The organism is Janthinobacterium sp. YR213 (assembly GCF_900099875.1).
Lineage (GTDB): Bacteria > Pseudomonadota > Gammaproteobacteria > Burkholderiales > Burkholderiaceae_D > Janthinobacterium > Janthinobacterium lividum.
The window spans coordinates 724544-743749 of record NZ_FNDA01000002.1; the positions used below are offsets into that span (position 1 = coordinate 724544).

Annotated in this window: 19 protein-coding genes; 5 read left to right on the top strand and 14 right to left on the bottom strand. The window is 63.3% G+C overall.

Going from position 1 to position 19206, the window contains the following annotated elements:
- Window positions 1–58 precede the first annotated feature (58 nt).
- The 13 genes from BLT98_RS12460 to BLT98_RS12515 all read right to left on the bottom strand — a co-directional run bounded on the left by BLT98_RS12460 (window position 59) and on the right by BLT98_RS12515 (window position 10407).
- Window positions 59–835: an AraC family transcriptional regulator gene (locus BLT98_RS12460; protein WP_092608113.1), complete on the bottom strand. Its 777-nt coding sequence runs from the start codon at window positions 833–835 to the stop codon at window positions 59–61.
- 2 nt (window positions 836–837) lie between these two features.
- Window positions 838–2301, bottom strand: coding sequence for a ribonuclease G (gene rng, locus BLT98_RS12465; protein ID WP_034747098.1), 1464 nt, complete (start codon window positions 2299–2301; stop codon window positions 838–840).
- 43 nt (window positions 2302–2344) lie between these two features.
- Window positions 2345–2965, bottom strand: a complete 621-nt coding sequence (locus BLT98_RS12470) for a Maf family protein (protein WP_034786478.1) — start codon at window positions 2963–2965, stop codon at window positions 2345–2347.
- An 8-nt stretch (window positions 2966–2973) separates the two neighbouring features.
- Window positions 2974–3444: a 23S rRNA (pseudouridine(1915)-N(3))-methyltransferase RlmH gene (gene rlmH, locus BLT98_RS12475; RefSeq protein WP_034747108.1), complete on the bottom strand. Its 471-nt coding sequence runs from the start codon at window positions 3442–3444 to the stop codon at window positions 2974–2976.
- Between the two features lie 6 nt (window positions 3445–3450).
- Window positions 3451–4140, bottom strand: a complete 690-nt coding sequence (gene rsfS / locus BLT98_RS12480) for a ribosome silencing factor (RefSeq protein WP_034786479.1) — start codon at window positions 4138–4140, stop codon at window positions 3451–3453.
- Window positions 4141–4788, bottom strand: coding sequence for a nicotinate (nicotinamide) nucleotide adenylyltransferase (gene nadD / locus BLT98_RS12485; protein WP_225317413.1), 648 nt, complete (start codon window positions 4786–4788; stop codon window positions 4141–4143). It lies immediately after the preceding gene.
- A gap of 44 nt (window positions 4789–4832) precedes the next feature.
- Window positions 4833–5747, bottom strand: a complete 915-nt coding sequence (gene hemF / locus BLT98_RS12490) for an oxygen-dependent coproporphyrinogen oxidase (RefSeq protein ID WP_034786480.1) — start codon at window positions 5745–5747, stop codon at window positions 4833–4835.
- Between the two features lie 101 nt (window positions 5748–5848).
- On the bottom strand, window positions 5849–6652 hold the full coding sequence (locus BLT98_RS12495; protein WP_092608116.1) for a hypothetical protein: 804 nt from the start codon (window positions 6650–6652) through the stop codon (window positions 5849–5851).
- The gene (locus tag BLT98_RS12500; protein WP_092608119.1) at window positions 6649–7296 is read right to left on the bottom strand and encodes a hypothetical protein; all 648 of its coding nucleotides are present in this window, start codon (window positions 7294–7296) and stop codon (window positions 6649–6651) included. Before BLT98_RS12500 ends, BLT98_RS12495 begins: the two co-directional genes overlap by 4 nt.
- Window positions 7297–7300: 4 nt before the next feature.
- Window positions 7301–7438, bottom strand: a complete 138-nt coding sequence (locus BLT98_RS29185; protein WP_170846369.1) for a hypothetical protein — start codon at window positions 7436–7438, stop codon at window positions 7301–7303.
- Between the two features lie 83 nt (window positions 7439–7521).
- A complete protein-coding gene (locus tag BLT98_RS12505; protein ID WP_092608122.1) occupies window positions 7522–8268 on the bottom strand; it encodes a hypothetical protein in 747 nt (248 codons plus the stop codon).
- An 86-nt stretch (window positions 8269–8354) separates the two neighbouring features.
- Window positions 8355–9623, bottom strand: a complete 1269-nt coding sequence (gene purD, locus BLT98_RS12510; protein WP_070254269.1) for a phosphoribosylamine--glycine ligase — start codon at window positions 9621–9623, stop codon at window positions 8355–8357.
- 58 nt (window positions 9624–9681) lie between these two features.
- The gene (locus BLT98_RS12515; protein ID WP_034786485.1) at window positions 9682–10407 is read right to left on the bottom strand and encodes a YebC/PmpR family DNA-binding transcriptional regulator; all 726 of its coding nucleotides are present in this window, start codon (window positions 10405–10407) and stop codon (window positions 9682–9684) included.
- Between the two features lie 185 nt (window positions 10408–10592).
- Between BLT98_RS12515 and BLT98_RS12520 the strand changes: the two genes are divergently transcribed.
- The 4 genes from BLT98_RS12520 (at window position 10593) to BLT98_RS12535 (ending at window position 15545) form a co-directional block, all read left to right on the top strand.
- Window positions 10593–13064, top strand: coding sequence for an alkaline phosphatase D family protein (locus BLT98_RS12520; RefSeq protein WP_092608125.1), 2472 nt, complete (start codon window positions 10593–10595; stop codon window positions 13062–13064).
- Window positions 13065–13182: 118 nt separating this feature from the next.
- Window positions 13183–14103, top strand: coding sequence for a DMT family transporter (locus tag BLT98_RS12525; protein WP_092608128.1), 921 nt, complete (start codon window positions 13183–13185; stop codon window positions 14101–14103).
- 29 nt (window positions 14104–14132) lie between these two features.
- Window positions 14133–14522 carry a methylglyoxal synthase gene (locus tag BLT98_RS12530; protein ID WP_092608131.1) on the top strand — a complete coding sequence of 130 codons (390 nt, stop codon included), beginning with the start codon at window positions 14133–14135 and terminating at the stop codon, window positions 14520–14522.
- A 93-nt stretch (window positions 14523–14615) separates the two neighbouring features.
- Window positions 14616–15545, top strand: coding sequence for a quinone oxidoreductase family protein (locus tag BLT98_RS12535; RefSeq protein WP_244517489.1), 930 nt, complete (start codon window positions 14616–14618; stop codon window positions 15543–15545).
- A gap of 170 nt (window positions 15546–15715) precedes the next feature.
- On the opposite strand, the gene BLT98_RS12540 is transcribed toward BLT98_RS12535, so the two are convergent.
- Window positions 15716–16345, bottom strand: a complete 630-nt coding sequence (locus BLT98_RS12540; protein ID WP_092608134.1) for a DUF4136 domain-containing protein — start codon at window positions 16343–16345, stop codon at window positions 15716–15718.
- Window positions 16346–16542: 197 nt separating this feature from the next.
- Between BLT98_RS12540 and pepN the strand changes: the two genes are divergently transcribed.
- Entirely contained in the window at window positions 16543–19197 is a 2655-nt protein-coding gene (gene pepN, locus BLT98_RS12545) for an aminopeptidase N (RefSeq protein WP_092608137.1), read from the top strand.
- Window positions 19198–19206: the final 9 nt, after the last annotated feature.

Consider the following 19206-nt stretch of genomic DNA (forward strand, 5'->3'; position numbering starts at 1 on the left):
ACGATAGGGAGGCGAGTATGCAATGCTGCTGCCGGCGCGTATTGAAGAAAATTGCAGGCTAGCGGTAGCGCCCGGGCGTGATGCCCGCATGCGCCTTGAAGACGCGCTGCAGGTGGCTCTGGTCGGCAAAGCCCAGCTCATGCGCCAGCTGCGCCAGCGCCGTCCCTTCCTGCAAGCGGCTGCGCGCGCGGTTGACGTGCATATTTAGCTGGTAGGCATGCGGCGTCAGGCCCGTGGCGGCGCGAAAGGCGCGGATCAATTGATACGGGCTCAGGCCAGCCGCCTCCGCCAGTTGCCGCAGGCTGGCCGAGGGCTGCGCCTGCAGCGTCGCGAGCACGGGCGCCAGCTGCTGGGGCAGCGGCTTGCGTTCCGACGGCAGCACGTCCGCGCAGGCGCTGCCGCAGGCGCCAAGGAACGCCAGCAGCGCCGCATTTTTCTCCGCCGCGCCGGCCGTTGAAAACAGCAGCGCATTCATGCCGCAAAACTGCGCATACAGTAGCGGGCAGCGCAACACCGTCGCCGTGTCGCCATCGAGCGCCGGCGCGTGTGCCTGCAGCCACCGCGCATCGAGATGCAGCATCTGGTAGCTCCACGGGGCGTCAGGCAGGGGATTGCAGGCGTGCACGCAGCCGGCCGGTACCAGCACCAGGCTGCCATTGCCGAGGGCGACCTTGCCGTCTTTGCTGCCCGTAAAAATGCTGCCGCCAGAGTCGACGGCGCCGATGGAAAACGTGGGATGGCTGTGCGGCTTGTAGCACGCCCGGCTGTGGCAGGCGCGCCGGCTCTCCACGTGGGGGAGAGACGGGTCGCGCCAGAAGGCGGTGCTGCCCGGCATGACTACATCAGGATCACGTCGTACTGCTCCTGGTGGTAGGCGTTCTCCACCTGCAGCGAGATTTTCTTGCCGATGAAATCACCGAGCATGGCCAGGTGCTGCGATTCTTCTTCGAGGAACAGATCGACCACTTCCTGCGAGGCGAGGATGCGGAATTCGCGCGGGTTGAACTGTTTCGCCTCGCGCAGCAGTTCGCGCAGGATTTCATAGCAGATCGTGCGCGAGGTCTTTACTTGTCCCTTGCCGGCGCAGGCGGGGCACGGTTCGCACAGGATGTGGGCCAGCGATTCGCGCGTGCGCTTGCGCGTCATTTCCACCAGGCCCAGCGGCGAGAAATTGCTCACCGAAACCTTGGTGCGGTCGCGCGACAGCGTGCGTTTCAGTTCGGCCAGCACGGCGTTACGGTGCTCGGCATTGTCCATGTCGATGAAGTCGAGGATGATGATGCCGCCCAGGTTGCGCAGGCGCAGCTGGCGCGCGATGGCGTGCGCCGCTTCCAGGTTGGTCTTGAAAATCGTGTCGGCGAAGTTGCGCCCGCCGACAAAGCCACCCGTGTTGACGTCGATGGTGGTCATCGCTTCCGTCTGGTCGACGATCAGGTAGCCGCCCGATTTCAGGTCAACCCGGCGCCCCAGCGCGCGCAGGATCTCTTCTTCCACGCCATACAGGTCGAACAGCGGGCGCTCGCCCGTGTAGTGCTGCAAGCGCGTCAGTTCGCTGGGCGTGTAGATTTCCGCGAATTCGCGCAATTTGACGTAGTTCTCGCGCGAATCGACCTGGATGGTGGCCGTTTCATCGCCGACGAAGTCGCGCAGCACGCGCTGCGCCAGGCTCAAGTCCTGGTGCAGCAGGCTGGTGGCGGGACGCGTGCGCGCGCCGTGCGTGATCGTGCTCCAGGTCTTGCGCAGGTAGTCGACGTCCGCCTTCAGGTCCGCGTCGGAAGCATCCTCGGCCATGGTGCGCACGATGTAGCCGCCTTTTTCATCGGGCGGCAGCAGGCTTTGCAGGCGCACGCGCAACTGCTCGCGCTCCGCTTCCTTTTCGATTTTCTGCGAAATGCCGATGTGCTTGTCCTGGGGCAGGTACACCAGCATGCGTCCGGCGATGGAAATCTGCGTCGACAGGCGCGCGCCCTTGGTGCCGATCGGGTCCTTGATCACCTGCACCGTCAGCACCTGGCCGTCGAAGAGGATTTTTTCGATCGGCGCCGGTGTCGCATTCTGGCCGTCGTGGCCGCGCGCTTCCCAGATGTCGGCCACGTGCAGGAAGGCGGCGCGCTCCAGGCCGATGTCGATGAAGGCCGACTGCATGCCCGGCAGCACCCGTACCACTTTGCCGGAATACACATTGCCGGCCAGGCCGCGCGTGAGCGTGCGCTCGATGTGCAATTCCTGCACGGCGCCCTGCAGGATGAGGGCGACGCGCGTTTCTTGCGGCGTGATATTGATCAGGATGTCTTCGTTCATGGAGGCGGGGAAGTGGAGGCGACGAATGACATCATACCCGGGATCAGGGCAGGGGCAAACCTGCTTCACGCAGCAATTGCGCCGTCTCGTACAGGGGCAGGCCCATGATGCCGGAATGGCTGCCTTCGATATGCTCGACGAACAGGGCGGCGCTGCCCTGGATGCCGTAGCCGCCGGCCTTGTCGTAGGGCTCGGGCGTGGCGCAGTAGGCGGCGATGGAGGCCGGCGAGAGCACGCCGAAGCGCACTTGCGACACCTGCGTGCGCTGCTCGGCGAAATCCTTGTAGTGCACGGCGATCGAGGTGAGCACCTCGTGCGTGCGGCCCGACAGCTGCTGCAGCATCGCCACGGCCTCAAGGCGGTCGGCCGGCTTGCCGAGGATGATGCCGTCGATGGTGACGGTGGTGTCGGCTGCCAGCACGGGGCGCGGGGTCAGGTGGCGGCGGCGCACCAGGTCCCAGGCGAAGGCGGCTTTTTCATTCGACACGCGGGCGACATAGTCGAGCGCCGATTCGCCGGGCAGGACTTCCTCGGTGACGTCGGCGCCGCGCGGGCCGTCGCTGCGCAGCAGCAGCAATTCGAAATCGATGCCGATCTGGCGCAGCAGTTCGCGCCGTCGCGGGCTTTTGGAGGCAAGGTAGATCTTGTGATCAGCCGTTTTCATGGGGGAGTTCAGACGCGGTGATAGGGGTGGTTTTGCGTGATCGACCAGGCACGGTACAGCTGCTCGGCGAGGATCACGCGCACCACGCCGTGCGGCAGGGTCATGCTGGAAATGCGCAGCATGCCTTCGGCACGTGCCTTGAGTTGCGGATCGAGGCCGTCGGCGCCGCCGATCAGGAAGGCGGTGTCGCGGCCATCCTGCTGCCACGCCATCAACTGCTGCGACAGGCCGACACTGGTCAGGTCCTTGCCGCGTTCGTCGAGCGCGATGATGCGCACGCCCTTGGGCAGGACGGCTTCGATGCGTTCGCGTTCCAGCGCCATCGCCGTGGCGGCGGTCTTGCTGCCGGAACGCTCCACCGGCTTGATTTCTTTCAGCACGATGCGCAATTCCGGCGGCATGCGCTTCGCGTATTCCGCGAAGCCCGTCTCTATCCAGGCCGGCATTTTATGGCCGACCGCAGCGATGATGAGCTGCATCGAGGCTTACGCTTCGACTTTTTTGATACGCTTGATCACGGTTTTTGCCGGTGCAGCATCGGCTGCCGGCTTGGCCGCGCGTGGGGCGCGCACTTTTTTCTCCGGCAGCGCTTTCAAGGCTTTCACGGCAGCCGCTTCGGTCTTGGTTGGCGCGACTTTCACGGTCTTGCCGACAGCTTTGGAAGCGGTGGCTTTTTTCGCCGGGGCTTTCTTGGCGGCGGTGGCGGCCGTGGCTTTCTTGGCCGGTGTCTTTTTCTCGATCACGGGCGAAGCTTCCACATTGGCCTTGCTCGCTGCCAGATGGCCGCTGACCTTTTTCGGCTCGTCGCCGGCCGCTTTTTTCGGCGCGCGCTTGGCGGCACCCAGCTTGACCGGCGTGTCGCCCCAGATTTCTTCCAGGCGGTAGTAGGCGCGGATAGGCGCTTGCATGATATGGACGATCATGTCGCCCAGATCGACCAGCACCCATTCACCCGTTTCCTCGCCTTCCATGCCGATGATGTCGCCGCCGGCGTCCTTGACCTTGTTGCGCACCGAGGCGGCCAGCGCCTTGGTTTGACGGTTCGAGGTACCGGAAACGATCGCGATGCGGTCGAACAGGCTGGTCAGGTGACTGGTTTCGAAGACGGCGATGTCTTGGCCTTTGACGTCTTCAAGGGCGTCAACGACGAGGGTTTGCAGTTTTTTGATGTCCATTTAGCTTTTGTATAAATTATGTTGTTCAATATAGTCTAGCACTAGCGGGGAAACAAGCGAGTTTGCCCGATTCCCCCGTTGTAATGCCGCACGTATTTCGGTGGCGGAGATATCCACCGCGAAGTCCTGTGCCAGATAAGTCAGACCGTGCGGCGTGTTGCGGATGCTTTCCAGTGACCCCAGGCGGCGCGAAAATTCTTCGGCGACCACTTGCGGCACTGCGGTGTCATTCAGCGCGAAGCCGGGGCGGGCCGCGACGCAGATATGCGCGTATTCAAATAATTGCTGCCATTCGCGCCATGTCGCGAGCCGCTGCAGCTGGTCGGCGCCCATCAGGAAAACGATGGATGCGCGCGCTCCCAGCTCGGCGCGTACCTGGCGCAAGGTATCGATGGTGTAGCTGGCCTGGCCATGTTCGCTGCGCTCGATTTCCTGGCGGTCGATCACGACCGGCACGGGCAGGCCGGCAAACGCCAGGCCGGCCATCTCGGCGCGCTGCTGGCCGGTGGCGCCCAGATTGCCCTTTTGCCAGGGCGCGCCGGCCGGAATCACGCGCAGTTCATCGGCGTGCAGCAGGCTGGAAAAATGCGTGCCCAGCGCGACATGGCCCATATGCACCGGATCGTAGCTGCCGCCCAGCAGCGCCACGCATGGGGTATTGCCGGCGATGCCATGCGTCGTGCTAACTCCGGTCACGCCTGCAGCCAGTCGCGATGCACGAGGAAGTCAGTATACAACGCCGCTTCGGGACTGCCCGCTTCCGGGTGCCAGTCGTAGCGCCACTTGACCACGGGCGGCATCGACATCAGGATCGCCTCGGTGCGTCCGCCCGACTGCAGGCCGAACAGGGTACCGCGGTCGAACACCAAGTTGAACTCGACATAGCGTCCGCGCCGGTAGCACTGGAAATCGCGTTCGCGTTCGCCGTAGGGCGTGTCCTTGCGGCGCGCCAGGATCGGCACATAGGCTTTGACGAAAGCATCGCCGGCGCTGCGCATCATCGCAAAGCTGTCGTCAAAGCCCAGGGCGTTGAAATCGTCGAAGAAGATGCCACCGGCGCCGCGCGCTTCGCGCCGGTGCTTCAGGTAGAAATAATCGTCGCACCACTGCTTGAACTTCGGATGCAGTTCGTCGCCAAACGGCGCCAGCGCATCATGGCACACCTGGTGGAAGTGCTTCACGTCGCCCGCGTCGCCATAATACGGCGTCAGGTCCATGCCGCCGCCGAACCACCATACGGGTTCGCCATCGGCATTGACGGTGCTGAAAAACCGCACATTCATGTGCACCGTGGGCGCATACGGATTACGCGGATGCAGCACCAGCGACACGCCCATCGCTTCCCACGCCTTGCCGCCCAGTTCAGGGCGCGCGGCCGCTGCCGATGGCGGCAATGCGGCGCCGGTAACGTGCGAAAAGTTCACGCCGCCCCGCTCGAATACATTGCCTTCCTCGATCAGCCGCGAAATGCCGCCGCCGCCCTCGGGGCGCTGCCAGGCATCGGTCAGGAAGGGCTTGCCGTCCTGCGCTTCGAGTGCCTGCACGATACGGCTTTGCAAATCGAGCAAATAGGCCTTGACGGCCGAAGGAGAGGGAGTTGACGACATCGCGTGGGCCGACGAGGCCGAAATAAAAAAGTAAGGACGGATTGTACCCTGTTACGGATTTTTGTGATAGCAAAACCGGCGCTGCTGTTGCCGGCCCTGCTTTACCGAGGCGGCTTGTCCTGCACCACATGGACATCGTATTGCACGCTCTCATGGCCCGGCTGGCGGGCGGCATCGAGTGCTTGCGCCGCACGCTGCTGCCGGTCGTCGCGTTCCACCGTGTCGGCCGGTTGCGCCAGCGGTGCCGCAGGCGTTGGCTGCTCGCGCTTGAACCACAACGGCCCCACAATCGCCACGAGCATCAGCATTAGCAGCATCAGCACTATCATCAGGACGTTGAACGGGCGCGCGGCGCGCCGGCCATACTGGACCGGCGGTTTGCCGGCAGCATCGACGATCACGCGCGCCAGCGGCGAGCCGTGCGCGCGCGTGCGCGCTTGCAGCTCCTGGTATTGCAGCGGCGATAGCGTGCCCTGTTTCAGCATATGCCGCAAGGCCGCGACGGGCGTGGCGGCCAAGTGTCCGGCTGGCAGGCTGTCGTGGGCGGCGTCGCGCTGCCACGGGTTGATCAGGTTCTGCTGGTACAGCGCGTCGACCGCCTGCCGGTTCACCTGCTGCAGCGCGGCGCTGGCCAGTTGCCGGCGTGGCTCATCGGCGGGCAGCTTGCCCAGCATCTTGAAAAAACGGTCCTCGGGCACGAGTTCGGCGCTCAGCAGCCAGGCCAGCGTCCCGATCTGGTCGGCATTCATCGCCAGCTCCGGCACATCAATGTCTTCGGCGGCATTGCGCGCGCGCTGCAGGTCGATGATTTCCAGTTCGGCCAGCGTATCGTCGTATTCGTCGCTGGTGATCAGGCCGAGGCGCAGCAGTTCTGCCAGCGGCAGCAGGCGTGGATCGGTGCTCATGGCTGCAGGCTTCCGGTAAGCAAGCCGTACACGACGGACATGACCAGGATCAGCCCCAGCACGATCAGCGCGCCTTTCCAGGCCGGTGGGCGCTTGTACGGGATGCGGTCGTGGCCATGGCGCAGCCTGGACGCTTCCATGATGTCGCGCGCCAGTTCGCTGCCATGTTCACGCACGTGCACTTCCAGCGCTTCGAACTGCTCCGTCGGCAGGATGTTGTTTGCCACCAGCCAGCGCATGGCGATCCAGGGCGTATAAAACATGCGGTCGGCTGGCGCCGCCGCGTGTGCCGCATCGCGCTGGAACTGGTTCAGCAAATCGAGCTCGTACAAGGCGTCGACCTCGCGGCGGTTGTAGTGCCGCACCCCCTCTGCTGCCAGTGCCTGTTGCCGGGGTGGCAGTTTGGCCACGCGCTTGTCGAAGTCATTCTTGGGCAGCAGATCGGTCAGCAGCAGCCAGCCCAGGGTGTTGGCCAGATCGGCGTCCTGCGCCAGTTCCGGCATGTCGACGGGATCCTCGGGCGGGTGCAGGCGCTCATGGGCGGCGATATCGCGTTCCGAGTTGGCCTCGTCCAGTTCCTGCGCGGTGATCAGGCCAAGCTGGTGCAGCTGGCCCAGCGATGCGTGGGGCGGTTCGATATGCATGGACTTACTCTGTTACTTTGGCCAGGCGCGGTTCGCCGGCAAATTGCGGCGTCACCGACCAGCCATTGCCGGCCGCGTCGCGCTGGCGGCGCGTGAGCAGCTTCAGCACATGCAGCGCCTCGACGGAAGTATGCGTGGGCACAGGTGGATCGCTTGTCATCGGGAGTGGGTTTGTGAAGAATCAAGATGATAAATTTTACAATGCAATCTCGTTTCTCCAGCGCACTATTGAAGTTGCGCCTGCTCCAGTTCTGTCCTGAACCGCGGTGTTACCGACCAGTTCTTGCCATCCTCGCTGCGCTGGAAAGTAAAGTCGCCTTGCTGCAGCACCGACACTGCCAGCACCTTTGTTGCGGCAGCGGGCGCAAGGTCGTTGCGGGCCAGCAGCAGGCGGCAGGAAATCACGCCGGGCAATACTGCCTTGCATGGTCCCAGCGCTTCAATATCGCCGATTTCACGGTAGTGCTGCGGCGACACCACCGCGTTGAGATTGACATGGTAGAGCGGCTTGCCGCGCAGTGCATCCATGCCGGCCAGCACCGCATTCTTCAGCCCATCGCGCCCGATGGGCTGGCCCTGCTGCGCAAAGCCGCCATGCCAGGCGATGTCGGCAAAGCGCGCTTGCACGATGCCCGGATGCGCATGGTCATACTCCAGCCGGCTTTTGCGGCGGCCTTCCACGCGCGAAATGGTCCAGGCGTATTGCATCGGCTTGCCGTCCTGGATGACGGTAGCCAGGCAGCCACGGGTTTTTTGCGACCAGGCATAGCCGGCCTGCTTGATAGCGTGCAGGCTGAATTTGCCATCCGTGACCGCGGCCACGGTTTGTCTGGTATCACAGCGTGGTACGGCATAGCTGCTGAACCAGTACCAGGCCAGGCCGGCAACGAGCAGCGAGGCAAGCGTCAGCCATGCCAGGGGGCTCACCGGGGCATCGCGGTCTGGTGCGGCAAGGCCGGGTGGAATGGTCATGGCGAGGAATGTGGGGCGATCAAAATGAAAACGGGCCGGGGCGGATGCATTCCGCGCCGGCCCGCCGTGTGATCGTTATGGGGCGATCAATGCTTCAAACCGCGCCAGCCGATGTCGCGGCGGTACTGGGCGCCGTCGAAATGGATCTTTTCCACGGTTTCATACGCCTGCTTCTGCGCCATCTTGATGCTGTCGCCCAGGCCCACCACGCACAGCACGCGGCCGCCGTTGGTGACCAGGCGTTCGCCTTCGATGCGGGTGCCCGCATGGAAGGTGACGGAATCGACGGTTTCGGCCGGGATGTCGCCGATGGATGTGCCCTTGACAGGATCGTCCGGGTAGCCGGCGGCAGCCATGACGACGCCGACGGCCGTGCGGCGGTCCCATTCCAGTTCCACGGCGTCGAGCGTGCCGTTGACGGCGTGCTCCATGACGGTCACCAGATCGGTTTTCAGGCGCGCCATGATCGGCTGCGTTTCCGGGTCGCCCATGCGGCAGTTGAATTCCAGCGTCTTCGGCGTGCCCTTGTCGTCGATCATCAGGCCCGCGTACAGGAAGCCCGTGAACGTGATGCCATCCTTGGCCATGCCCTGGATGGTCGGCACGATGATTTCGCGCATGACGCGCGCATGCATGGCCGGCGTGACGATAGGCGCCGGCGAATACGCGCCCATGCCGCCCGTGTTCGGGCCCTGGTCGTGGTCCTTCAGGCGCTTATGGTCCTGGCTGGTGGCCAGCGGCAGGATGTTCTTGCCGTCGCACATGACGATGAAGCTCGCTTCTTCGCCGGCGAGGAATTCCTCGATGACGATGCGCGCGCCGGCGTCGCCGAACTGGTTATCGGCCAGCATCATGTCGACCGCCTGGTGTGCTTCTTCCAGGGTCATGGCTACGACGACGCCCTTGCCGGCGGCCAGGCCGTCGGCCTTGATGACGATGGGCGCACCCATGGCGTCGATGTAGGCGTGCGCGGGAGCGACGTCGGAAAACGTCTGGTAGGCGGCTGTCGGGATGCCGTGGCGCTGCATGAAGGCCTTGGCGAAGTCCTTCGACGATTCCAGCTGCGCCGCTTCTTTCGTCGGACCGAATATTTTCAGGCCGCGCGAGCGGAACAGGTTGACGATGCCTGCCGCCAGCGGCACTTCCGGACCGACGACCGTGAGGCCGATGTGTTCCTGTTGAACGAAATCGGCCAGCAATTGCGGGTCGCTGATGTCGAGATTGACCAGGCGCGCATCGCGCGCGGTGCCGCCATTGCCCGGCGCGACATACACCATCTGTATGCGTTCGGACTGGGCCAGTTTCCAGGCCAGGGCGTGTTCGCGGCCGCCAGAGCCGACTACCAGAATTTTCATAGGTACCGTTCGTTCAATGTGGGTTGCAGGGCGGCGGTGCCGCCCTTGATGTTGTTGCTTAGTTCTCGATCAGGGCGTTCGTAAACACTTCCTGGACATCGTCCAGCAGTTCCAGCGCATCGATCAGCTTTTGCATCTTGATGGCGTCGTCGCCCGCGTAGACGGTTTCCGTCGCCGGCTTCATGATGACTTCGGCCACTTCAGCCTTGAAACCGGCCGCTTCCAGCGCTTCCTTGACGGTGGCGAAATCGTGCACGGGAGTGACCACTTCGAAGCCGCCTTCTTCATCGGCGATGACGTCGTCGGCGCCCGCTTCCAGTGCCGCTTCCATCAGCTTGTCTTCGTCGGTGCCCGGCGCGAACAGCAGCTGGCCGCAGTGCTGGAACATGAAGGCAACCGAGCCTTCATTGCCCATGTTGCCGCCATTCTTGTTGAAGGCGTTGCGCACTTCGGCCACCGTGCGCACCTTGTTGTCGGTCATGCATTCGACGATGACGGCTGCGCCGCCCACGCCGTAGCCTTCGTAGCGCACTTCTTCGTAGTTGGCGCCATCGACGCCGCCGCTGCCGCGGTTGATCGCGCGCTGGACGTTGTCTTTTGGCATGTTCGCATCGGCCGCCTTGTCGACCGCCAGGCGCAGGCGCGGATTGGTGATGGCGTCGGCGCCGCCCATGCGGGCCGCGACCGTGATTTCCTTGATCAGGCGCGTCCAGATTTTGCCGCGCTTGGCATCGGTGGCAGCCTTTTTATGCTTGATGTTGGCCCATTTGCTATGTCCTGCCATGTCGAATCTTCCTTAGACGGGTGTTCAATTGTGGCCGACATTTTAGCATATCGGCCCCCCGCAAAGCGGCATGGCCCGGTCATCAAGCGGACACATTTTGTTGTTAAAGTGACGCGCTTTCATGTTATGCATCATCCCACCACTCCAATAATCAAGATTAAGGGCGCGACATCATGGCAAGTCAAATGGATAGGCGGCAATTTCTGAAATTGGGCGGCTTTATCACGGTCTCCGTGGCGACCGCCGGCCTCGCCGCCTGCGGCAGCACCGATTACAGCGATCCTGGCGTGCCGCTGGCCTCGGGCAGCGACTGGAAATTCCCGCAAAGCGTGGCCTCGGGCGACCCGCGCGCCGACAGCGCCATGCTGTGGACGCGCGTCGTGCCCGCCAGTTTTGATGCCGTCGCGCCCGCCGTTGCCGGCAAGGACGAGGTCGCCGTACGCCTGATCGTCAGCGCCAGCGACAATACGGCCGCCCTGGGCGGCAATACGGCCCTGGCGGGCACGCCCATCGTCGATGCCAAGCTGCCGCTGAAAGCCGATTTCGACAATACCCTGCGCCACAAGGTGACGGGCTTGCAGCCGGGCCAGGTGTATTTTTACCAGTTCATCGCCGGCGACGTGCGCTCGAACGTGGGCCGCTTCAAGACGGCGCCCGCCGCCACGGCCGACGTGCCGCAGCTGCAGTTCGCCTACCTGACGTGCCAGGACTGGAGCATCAACCACTGGGGCGCGCTGTCGCACATCGCCGCCAACGAAAGCCTGGATTTCATCGTCCACCTGGGCGATTACATCTATGAAACGGTGGGCGAGGCCTTCCAGAGCGGCGCCGTGGAAAGCCGCCACGACCAGCTGAAACTGCCGGACGGCACGTATAAAAGCGGCACGTCCGGCGCGAAATATGCCACCACCGTGGCCGATTACCGCTACCTGTACAAGAAATACCGCACCGATGCGCGCCTGCAAGCCGTGCACGAACGTTTTGCCTTCATCGCCATCTGGGATGATCACGAATTCACGGACGACGCCTGGCAGGACGCGTCCACCTACGAGGGCATCGTGGCCGCCGACGGCAGCGATTTGCACCAGCCGGCCCGCCGCCGCAGCGCCAACCAGGCGTGGTTCGAATACATGCCGGCCGACGTCACGTTCGATGCCGCCGCGACAACGTTCCAGAACATCCAGATCTACCGCGATTTCCAGTTTGGCAAACTGATGCAGCTGGTGATGACGGACGAGCGCCTGTACCGCGCCGACCATGCGATCGCCGAGTCGACCATCAATCCTGCCACGGGCAAGCCGCTGGGCAGCATCGGCAGCCGCTACCTGGTGCCGCAAGCGCTGTTCGACAGCGTGGAAGGGCAGAAGATGGCCGCCGCCACCAAGGCCGGCGCCGACCCGCTGGCTGCCGTCGGCATGCTGGGCACGACCCAGCGCGACTGGTGGAAAAGCAAGATGAAGGCAGCGACCTCTACCTGGAAGCTGTGGGGCAATGAAGTGTCATTGCTGCGCATGGGCTTGAATGGCACGGATGCGATCGCCACCTTGCTGGCCCTGAGCGCCATGGCGAACGTGGGCAAGGCCATCGCCAGCACCCTGCCATTGGTGGGCGGCAACGTGCCGCTGGCCTGCGCCATCGTGGGGGCCTCGACGGCGGGCGCCTCATCGACCGTGGCGCAAGCGGCGGCCATGGCGATTGCCGCTGCGCCGGCCAATGCCGGCGCGCAGGGCGCCGCTGCCGTGGGCGCCGGCTTGAGCGCGGCCCAGGCCGGCATCACGGTAGCCGCCTACAACAGCGCTTCGCCGGCCGCCGCCGCGCAAGTGATCGCCTTCGGCTGGATCAAGCCTGACGTGCAGGCCAAGGGCGCTGCGTCAAGCTTTGTCGCCGCTTCCGGCCAGCAAGCGGCGCTGGCGCCATTCTTCACGCGCTTCCTGCTCAATTGCGACCAGTGGGATGGCTACAACAGCGAGCGCAAGAATTTGATGGCGCACCTGAAAACCAATGCCATCGGCAACGTGGTGGCGATTACCGGCGATATCCACTCGTTTTTTGCGGGCACGGTCAGCGACGATTTCGACGCCGCAGGCGGCGGCACTCGCGTCATGGTGGACCTGGTGTCGGCCGGCGTCAGCTCCGATTCCTTCTTCAGCTACCTGAAATCGGCCGCCGGCAGCATGGGCGATATCGGCACCCTCGTCAGCTATCCGCTGGCCATTCCCGTCACGGGCCTGGGCACGGTGAATCTCGACGTCAACCTGCTCGACTACACCATGGGCAAGGCGGCGCCCACCATCGACAGCCTGCTGGAGCAATTGCGCGTGCAGCTGCGCGGCGCCCTGGCCGCCAAGGGCGTGCCGGAGGCGCAGCTCGATGCCACGGTAGCTGCCGTGCAGGCCGGCTTGAAAGCGAGCACTGACTTCAGCGCGACCCTGCTGGGCCTGGCGCAGCAATTGTCCGGCCTGGGCAACAACCCGTGGATCAAGCATTTGAATACGGATGCGCAGGGCTACACGGTGGTTACTTTGACGCCGGGCAAGCTGGTGGCGCAGTTCAAGCAGGTAAATAAATTGATCGGCACGGCGGCACCAGGCAATGTGATTGCGCGGGTGACGACGGCGACCGTGACGGCGGGCGCGGCGGCGGTGGTGGTGTCTTAAAATTATTTATTAAACTTCAAGCCCAAAGCAAGGGCTGGGGTCAGACCCTCAGGGTCCGACCCCGGTTTTTGCCGTCGGGCTTATCAGCCGCCTGTCGCTTTTGCCTTACAATCTGGAGATGAGCTCCAGTTCCCCGCAAGCATCTCCTCCCTCGCTTCCCCGTTCCGTCTACCTCGGTGGCCTGGCCATCGCCGTGGGCGGGGCGGTGCTGTTTTCCACCAAGGCCATCGTCGCCAAGCTGCTGTACCGTTACCAGATCGACGCCGTCACCCTGATCGCCTTCAGGATGATTTTTTCGCTGCCCGTATTCGCCGTCATCGCGTACTGGCAGATGCGCACGGAGCCGCCGCTATCAAACAGCGACCGCTGGCGCCTCGTCGGGCTGGGCCTCGTCGGCTACTACCTGTCCAGCTATCTGGATTTTCTGGGCCTGCAATACATTTCCGTGGGCCTGGAGCGGCTGATTTTGTTCCTTACGCCCACCTTCGTACTGCTGATTACCACCGTGTACTTCAAGCAGCGCATCAGCCGCCTGCAGTGGCTGGCACTGTTCACGTCCTACTGCGGCATCGTGCTGGTGTTCGTGCACGACTTGCAGGGCGGCGCCAGCAATGTGGCGCTGGGGTCGACTCTCGTGCTGGGTTCGGCTTGCGCGTATGCCGTGTATCTGCTGGGCTCGGGTGAACTGGTCAAGCGCATCGGCTCGATGCGCCTGGTTAGCTATGCGATGTGCGTGGCCAGCTTTGCCTGCATCTTTCAATTCTTCATCCTGCGTCCCGTCGAGCTGCTGATCCAGCCCATGCCCGTGTATGGCTTGTCTTTGCTGAACGGCATCTTTTGCACGGTGATGCCCGTCTTCATGACGATGATCGCCGTCGAGCGCATCGGAGCGCCCGTCGCCTCGCAAGCGGGCATGATCGGTCCCGTGTCGACCCTGTTCCTGGGCGCCATGATTCTCGATGAGCCGATCACCAATTGGCAACTGGCTGGCACCAGCCTGGTCTTGGCCGGTATCTACTTGCTGTCGAAAAAGAAATAATTCCTCCACCCACTGAAATGGTCCTCACCATGAAAACACGTATCGCCCTGATTGCCCACGACAAGAAAAAAGATGACATGATTACCCTGGCGGGCGAATACCTGGACTTTTTGAAGGGTTGCGAACTGTCGGCCACGGGCACCACGGGCGGCCGCCTGATCAACGAGCTGGGCCTGGCGGTCGAACGCAAGCATTCCGGTCCGTTCGGCGGCGACTTGCAGATCGGCTCGCTGCTGGTGGAAGGCTTGATCGATTGCGTGATTTTCCTGCGCGACCCGATGACGCCGCAGCCGCACGAGCCGGACATCAACGCCCTGGTGCGCGCCTGCGACGTGCACAACGTGGCGTGCGCGACGAATCTGTCATCGGCGCACCTGGTGCTGTCGCAGTTGCAGGCGCGGGCCAACGCGGCCGCCTGACGTTTTTCCCGATTCTTCTTCAAGGAGCATATTGTGAGTGCAACGATTACCACCAAGGCCATCCGCGTGCAGCGCGTGGGCGGCCCGGAAGTGATGGAATATGTGGACGTGGAACTGCCGCCGCCCGGCCCCGGCGAGGCGCGCGTGAAGCATGAGGCCATTGGCCTCAATTTCATCGACGTGTATTTCCGCACTGGCCTATACCCGCAGCCGCTGCCCAATGGCCTCGGTGTCGAGGGCGCGGGCATCGTCGAGGCAGTGGGCGAGGGCGTCACGGAAGTGAAAATCGGCGACCGGGTGGCGTATGCGGCGCGCATCAATGGCGCGTATGCGCAGCAGCGCAACTTGCCGGCGGCCCTGCTGCTGGTGTTGCCCGAGCGCATCGCTTTCGATACGGCCGCCGCCATGATGCTGCAAGGCTTGACGGTGCAATACCTGTTCCACCGCACGGTGGCCCTGAAGGCGGGCGATACCATCCTGTTCCACGCGGCCGCGGGCGGCGTGGGCCTGATCGCCTGCCAGTGGGCGAAAGTGCTGGGCGTGAACCTGATCGGCACGGCCGGTTCCGATGAAAAGGCGGCGCTGGCCAAGGCGCATGGCGCCGCTCACGTCATCAACTACAACACGGAAAACTTCGTCGAGCGCGTGCGCGAGATCACGGGCGGCAAGGGCGTCTCCGTGGTGTACGATTCCATCGGCAAGGATACGTTTACGGGTTCGCTCGACTGCCTGGCGCCGCTGGGCATGATGGTCAGCTTCGGCAACGCGTCCGGTCCCGTGCCGGCCTTCACCCTCAGTGAACTGGCGTCGCGCGGCTCGCTGTTCCTCACGCGCCCGGCCCTGTTCAGCTATGCCTCGAACCGTGCGAACCTGGAAGAAATGGCCACCTCGCTGTTCGGCGTCGTCAGCAGCGGCGAAGTGCAGATCGAGATCAACCAGCGCTACAGCCTGGCCCATATCGCCCAGGCGCACGCGGACCTGGAAGGGCGCAAGACGACCGGTTCTACCATCATCGTGCCATGAGCGGCGGCAATGACGGCACGCCGAAGTTCGGCCGCCTGCTGATCGTGCTGTTATTGGCCGTGGCCCTGATCGGCGCGCTCACTTTTGCGGCAGAGGCGTATTATTCGTAGGCATAAAAAAAACCGGCTTGCGCATCGCTGCACCAGCCGGTTTTTTGTATTGCCACGTAATTATTCCACCTTGACTTCCACCTTGCGGGGCACGCCGCTTTGTCCGGGGAAGTCGGCAAAGGCGCTGGCCACCATGGCCGGCATCACCTGCGACGTGGCGCGCTTGTTGCTGGTCGATTGCACGGTCACGTCATACAGTTTCTTGCCGTTGCGGTCATTGATCGTCACGCGCAATTCGCGTTCGTATTTATGGCGCACGCTTTCTTCCATGTCCATCGGACCATACCAGTAGGGGTTATAGCCAAAGCGGCCATAGCCTGGCCATGCGCCGTAGCGGTAGCCGTAGCGGCCAGGCCAGTAGCCGGGGCCATACCAGAATGGATCGGACGCCTGCAGCACGCGCTCAGGATAGTCGACGGTGGAAAACTGCATCGCCACGCGCAAATTGGCTGCCGCCGGGCCGGAAGCTTCGCCGAAGCCGTGCTTGGCCAGTTCCGCGCGCACCAGGTTCTGGTAGCTGCGGTATTCCAGCGTGTCGTTTTCCGCCGCTGGCGCTTCAAACGCATACGATTTGTCCTGCAATTGCGCAGGCCATTCATGGAAGACGGTGACATCGCTGCGTATGGTGGTGGCGCATCCGGTCAGCAACACGGTCAATGCGGCCATCATGATGGTGAGATAACGTTTCATTGCATGACCTCCTGATAGTAGACACAATTCATCGCTTAGTATTATAAGAATAGTTCTATTTGTTTCTATTCATTATTACAGAATGTTACCGAGCATGTCGGCGTGTAAGGGAATCCAACAATCCTGGCCTGAATCACGACTATCGGGGGCTGGTGTTGGTAAAATAGGCTTTTGCCTCCGCTCCCACCCAAATCCCTATGCGCACAGACAGCCCTCAGACGATTTACCGCAAAGATTACACGCCGCCCAGCTTCCTGGTCGACAGCGTCGAACTTGGTTTCGATCTCGATCCCGCCCGCACAGTGGTGGCGAGCCGGATCCGCATGCGCCACAACCCGGCTAGCACCAGCCGCAGCATCGAATTGCACGGCGAACATATTGAACTGGTGCAAGTCCGCCTGAACGGCAAGCTGCTCAAGCCGTCGCAGTACAAGCTGACGGCCAGCGTGCTGACCATTCCCAAGGCACCGGACGATGTTACGCTCGATATCGAAACCGTGCTGGCGCCGCAGGACAATACCTCGCTGTCCGGCCTGTACGTGTCGAACCATAATTTCTTTACGCAGTGCGAAGCGGAAGGCTTCCGCCGCATCACCTTCTTCCCGGACCGCCCGGACGTGATGGCCAAGTACACGGTCATGCTGCGCGCCGACAAGGAGCAATATCCGGTACTGCTATCGAACGGCAACCTGATCGAAGAGGGCGACCTCGGTGACGGCCGCCATTACGCCAAGTGGGAAGACCCGTTCAAGAAGCCGTCCTACCTGTTCGCCCTGGTCGCCGCGCGCCTGGTGTGCCAGGAAGAGCGCTACACCTTGAAGTCGGGCCGCGAAGTGCTGCTGCAAGTGTGGGTGGAAGACGGCAACCTCGATAAAACCGACTACGCCATGCAGTCGCTGAAAAACTCGATCCGCTGGGACGAGGAGCGCTTCGGCCTGGAACTGGACCTGGACCGCTTCATGATCGTCGCCGTGGGCGACTTCAACATGGGCGCCATGGAAAACAAGGGCTTGAACATCTTCAATACCAAGTATGTGCTGGCCAATGCGCGCGTGGCGACCGACGTCGATTACGCGGGCATCGAAGCGGTGGTGGGCCATGAATACTTCCATAACTGGACCGGCAACCGCGTGACGTGCCGCGACTGGTTCCAGCTGTCGCTGAAGGAAGGCTTGACGGTGTTCCGCGACCAGGAATTCTCGGCCGACATGATCGGCACGGATACGGGCCGCGCCGTCACGCGCATCGACCAGGTGCGCACCCTGCGCCAGGCGCAGTTCCCTGAAGACGCGGGCCCGATGGCCCATCCCGTGCGTCCCGATTCCTTCGTCGAGATCAATAACTTTTATACGGTCACGATCTACGAAAAGGGCGCCGAAGTGGTGCGCATGTACCAGACCCTCGTGGGCCGCGACGGCTTCCGCAAGGGCATGGACCTGTATTTCGAGCGCCACGATGGCCAGGCCGTCCAGTGCGACGACTTCCGCGCCGCCATGGCCGATGCGAATGGCCGCGACTTCAGCCAGTTCGAGCGCTGGTACAGCCAGGCCGGCACGCCCATCGTTACCGCCTCCACGCGCTACGATGCCGCCAGCCAGACGTTCGAGCTGACCCTGGCGCAAAGCTGCCCCGCCACGCCGGGCCAGCCGAAAAAACTGCCGTTCCACATTCCCGTCACCGTCGGCCTGCTGGCTGCCGATGGCGGCGACCTGCCGCTGTATGTGGATGGCGTGGCATCGAACGGCGCCACCAGCGTCGTGCTGGAATTGACGCAAGCGTCGCAGACTTTCCGCTTCACGCAGGTGACGCAAGCTCCCGTGCCGTCGCTGCTGCGCGACTTTTCAGCGCCCGTGGTGCTCGAATACGGCTATACCGACGCCGAACTGCTGCACCTGTTCCGCCACGACAGCGATCCCGTGAACCGCTGGGAAGCGGGCCAGCGCCTGGCCATGGAGCGCCTGCTGAAACTGACCGGCGCCGTCGCCGCAGGCGAAGCGCTGGCGCTGGACGACACCTTCATCGAAGCGCAGCGCGCCTTGCTGGCAGATGAAACGCTCGATCCTGCCTTCCGCGAGCTGGCCCTGATCCTGCCGTCGGAAACCATCATCGCCGAGCGCCTGGCGCAAGTCGACCCGCAGGCGATCCATGCGGCGCGCCAGTTCATGCGCCGCACCATCGCTGCCGCGCTGAAACCTGAGCTGCTGGCGCAATACCACGCCAACCAAACGCCGGGCGAGTACAGCCCGGACGCCCTGTCGGCCGGCAAGCGCGCGCTGAAGAACCTGGCCCTGTCGTATCTGCTGATTGCGCCCGCAGCGGCGGAGCTGGACCTGGCGCGGCTGCAGTTCGACAATGCCGGCAACATGACGGACCGCGCCGCGGCGCTGGCGGCGCTGATTCATTCCGGCTCGCAGCCGCATGCGCAGGCGGCCCTGGCCAGCTTCTATGGCGATTTCGAGAACGAGGCGCTGGTGGTCGACAAGTGGTTCGCCATGCAGGCGGCCGCGCCAACGACCGATGTGCAAGCCGTGCGTCAGCTGATGACGCATCCGGCCTTCACCCTGAAAAACCCGAACCGCGCGCGCAGCCTGATCTTCAATTTCACCAACGCCAATCCGTCGCAATTCCATGCGGCTGACGGCAGCGGCTATGCCTTTTGGGCCGAACAAGTCATCGCGCTCGATGCCCTGAACCCGCAAGTGGCGGCCCGCCTGGCGCGCTCCATGGACCGCTGGCGCCGTTACGTGCCCGCGCTGCAAAGCCACATGCGCGAGGCGCTGGAAAAAGTCGCCGGCCAGGCCAGCCTGTCGAATGACGTGATGGAAGTCGTCAGCAAGGCATTGGCCAATTAACACCGCAAT

Bases quoted from the DNA above. Each gene is read 5' to 3' on its own strand.
- BLT98_RS12525 (WP_092608128.1), top strand. From the start codon at position 13,183: ATGAGCTCCAGTTCCCCGCAAGCATCTCCTCCCTCGCTTCCCCGTTCC.
- BLT98_RS12530 (WP_092608131.1), top strand. From the start codon at position 14,133: ATGAAAACACGTATCGCCCTGATTGCCCACGACAAGAAAAAAGATGAC.
- rng (WP_034747098.1), bottom strand. From the start codon at position 2,301: ATGAACGAAGACATCCTGATCAATATCACGCCGCAAGAAACGCGCGTC.
- rsfS (WP_034786479.1), bottom strand. From the start codon at position 4,140: ATGGACATCAAAAAACTGCAAACCCTCGTCGTTGACGCCCTTGAAGAC.
- BLT98_RS12540 (WP_092608134.1), bottom strand. From the start codon at position 16,345: ATGAAACGTTATCTCACCATCATGATGGCCGCATTGACCGTGTTGCTG.
- BLT98_RS12520 (WP_092608125.1), top strand. From the start codon at position 10,593: ATGGATAGGCGGCAATTTCTGAAATTGGGCGGCTTTATCACGGTCTCC.
- BLT98_RS12470 (WP_034786478.1), bottom strand. From the start codon at position 2,965: ATGAAAACGGCTGATCACAAGATCTACCTTGCCTCCAAAAGCCCGCGA.
- BLT98_RS12515 (WP_034786485.1), bottom strand. From the start codon at position 10,407: ATGGCAGGACATAGCAAATGGGCCAACATCAAGCATAAAAAGGCTGCC.
- purD (WP_070254269.1), bottom strand. From the start codon at position 9,623: ATGAAAATTCTGGTAGTCGGCTCTGGCGGCCGCGAACACGCCCTGGCC.
- BLT98_RS12505 (WP_092608122.1), bottom strand. From the start codon at position 8,268: ATGACCATTCCACCCGGCCTTGCCGCACCAGACCGCGATGCCCCGGTG.
- BLT98_RS12460 (WP_092608113.1), bottom strand. From the start codon at position 835: ATGCCGGGCAGCACCGCCTTCTGGCGCGACCCGTCTCTCCCCCACGTG.
- BLT98_RS12535 (WP_244517489.1), top strand. From the start codon at position 14,616: ATGGAATATGTGGACGTGGAACTGCCGCCGCCCGGCCCCGGCGAGGCG.
- rlmH (WP_034747108.1), bottom strand. From the start codon at position 3,444: ATGCAGCTCATCATCGCTGCGGTCGGCCATAAAATGCCGGCCTGGATA.
- hemF (WP_034786480.1), bottom strand. From the start codon at position 5,747: ATGTCGTCAACTCCCTCTCCTTCGGCCGTCAAGGCCTATTTGCTCGAT.
- pepN (WP_092608137.1), top strand. From the start codon at position 16,543: ATGCGCACAGACAGCCCTCAGACGATTTACCGCAAAGATTACACGCCG.
- BLT98_RS12495 (WP_092608116.1), bottom strand. From the start codon at position 6,652: ATGAGCACCGATCCACGCCTGCTGCCGCTGGCAGAACTGCTGCGCCTC.
- BLT98_RS12500 (WP_092608119.1), bottom strand. From the start codon at position 7,296: ATGCATATCGAACCGCCCCACGCATCGCTGGGCCAGCTGCACCAGCTT.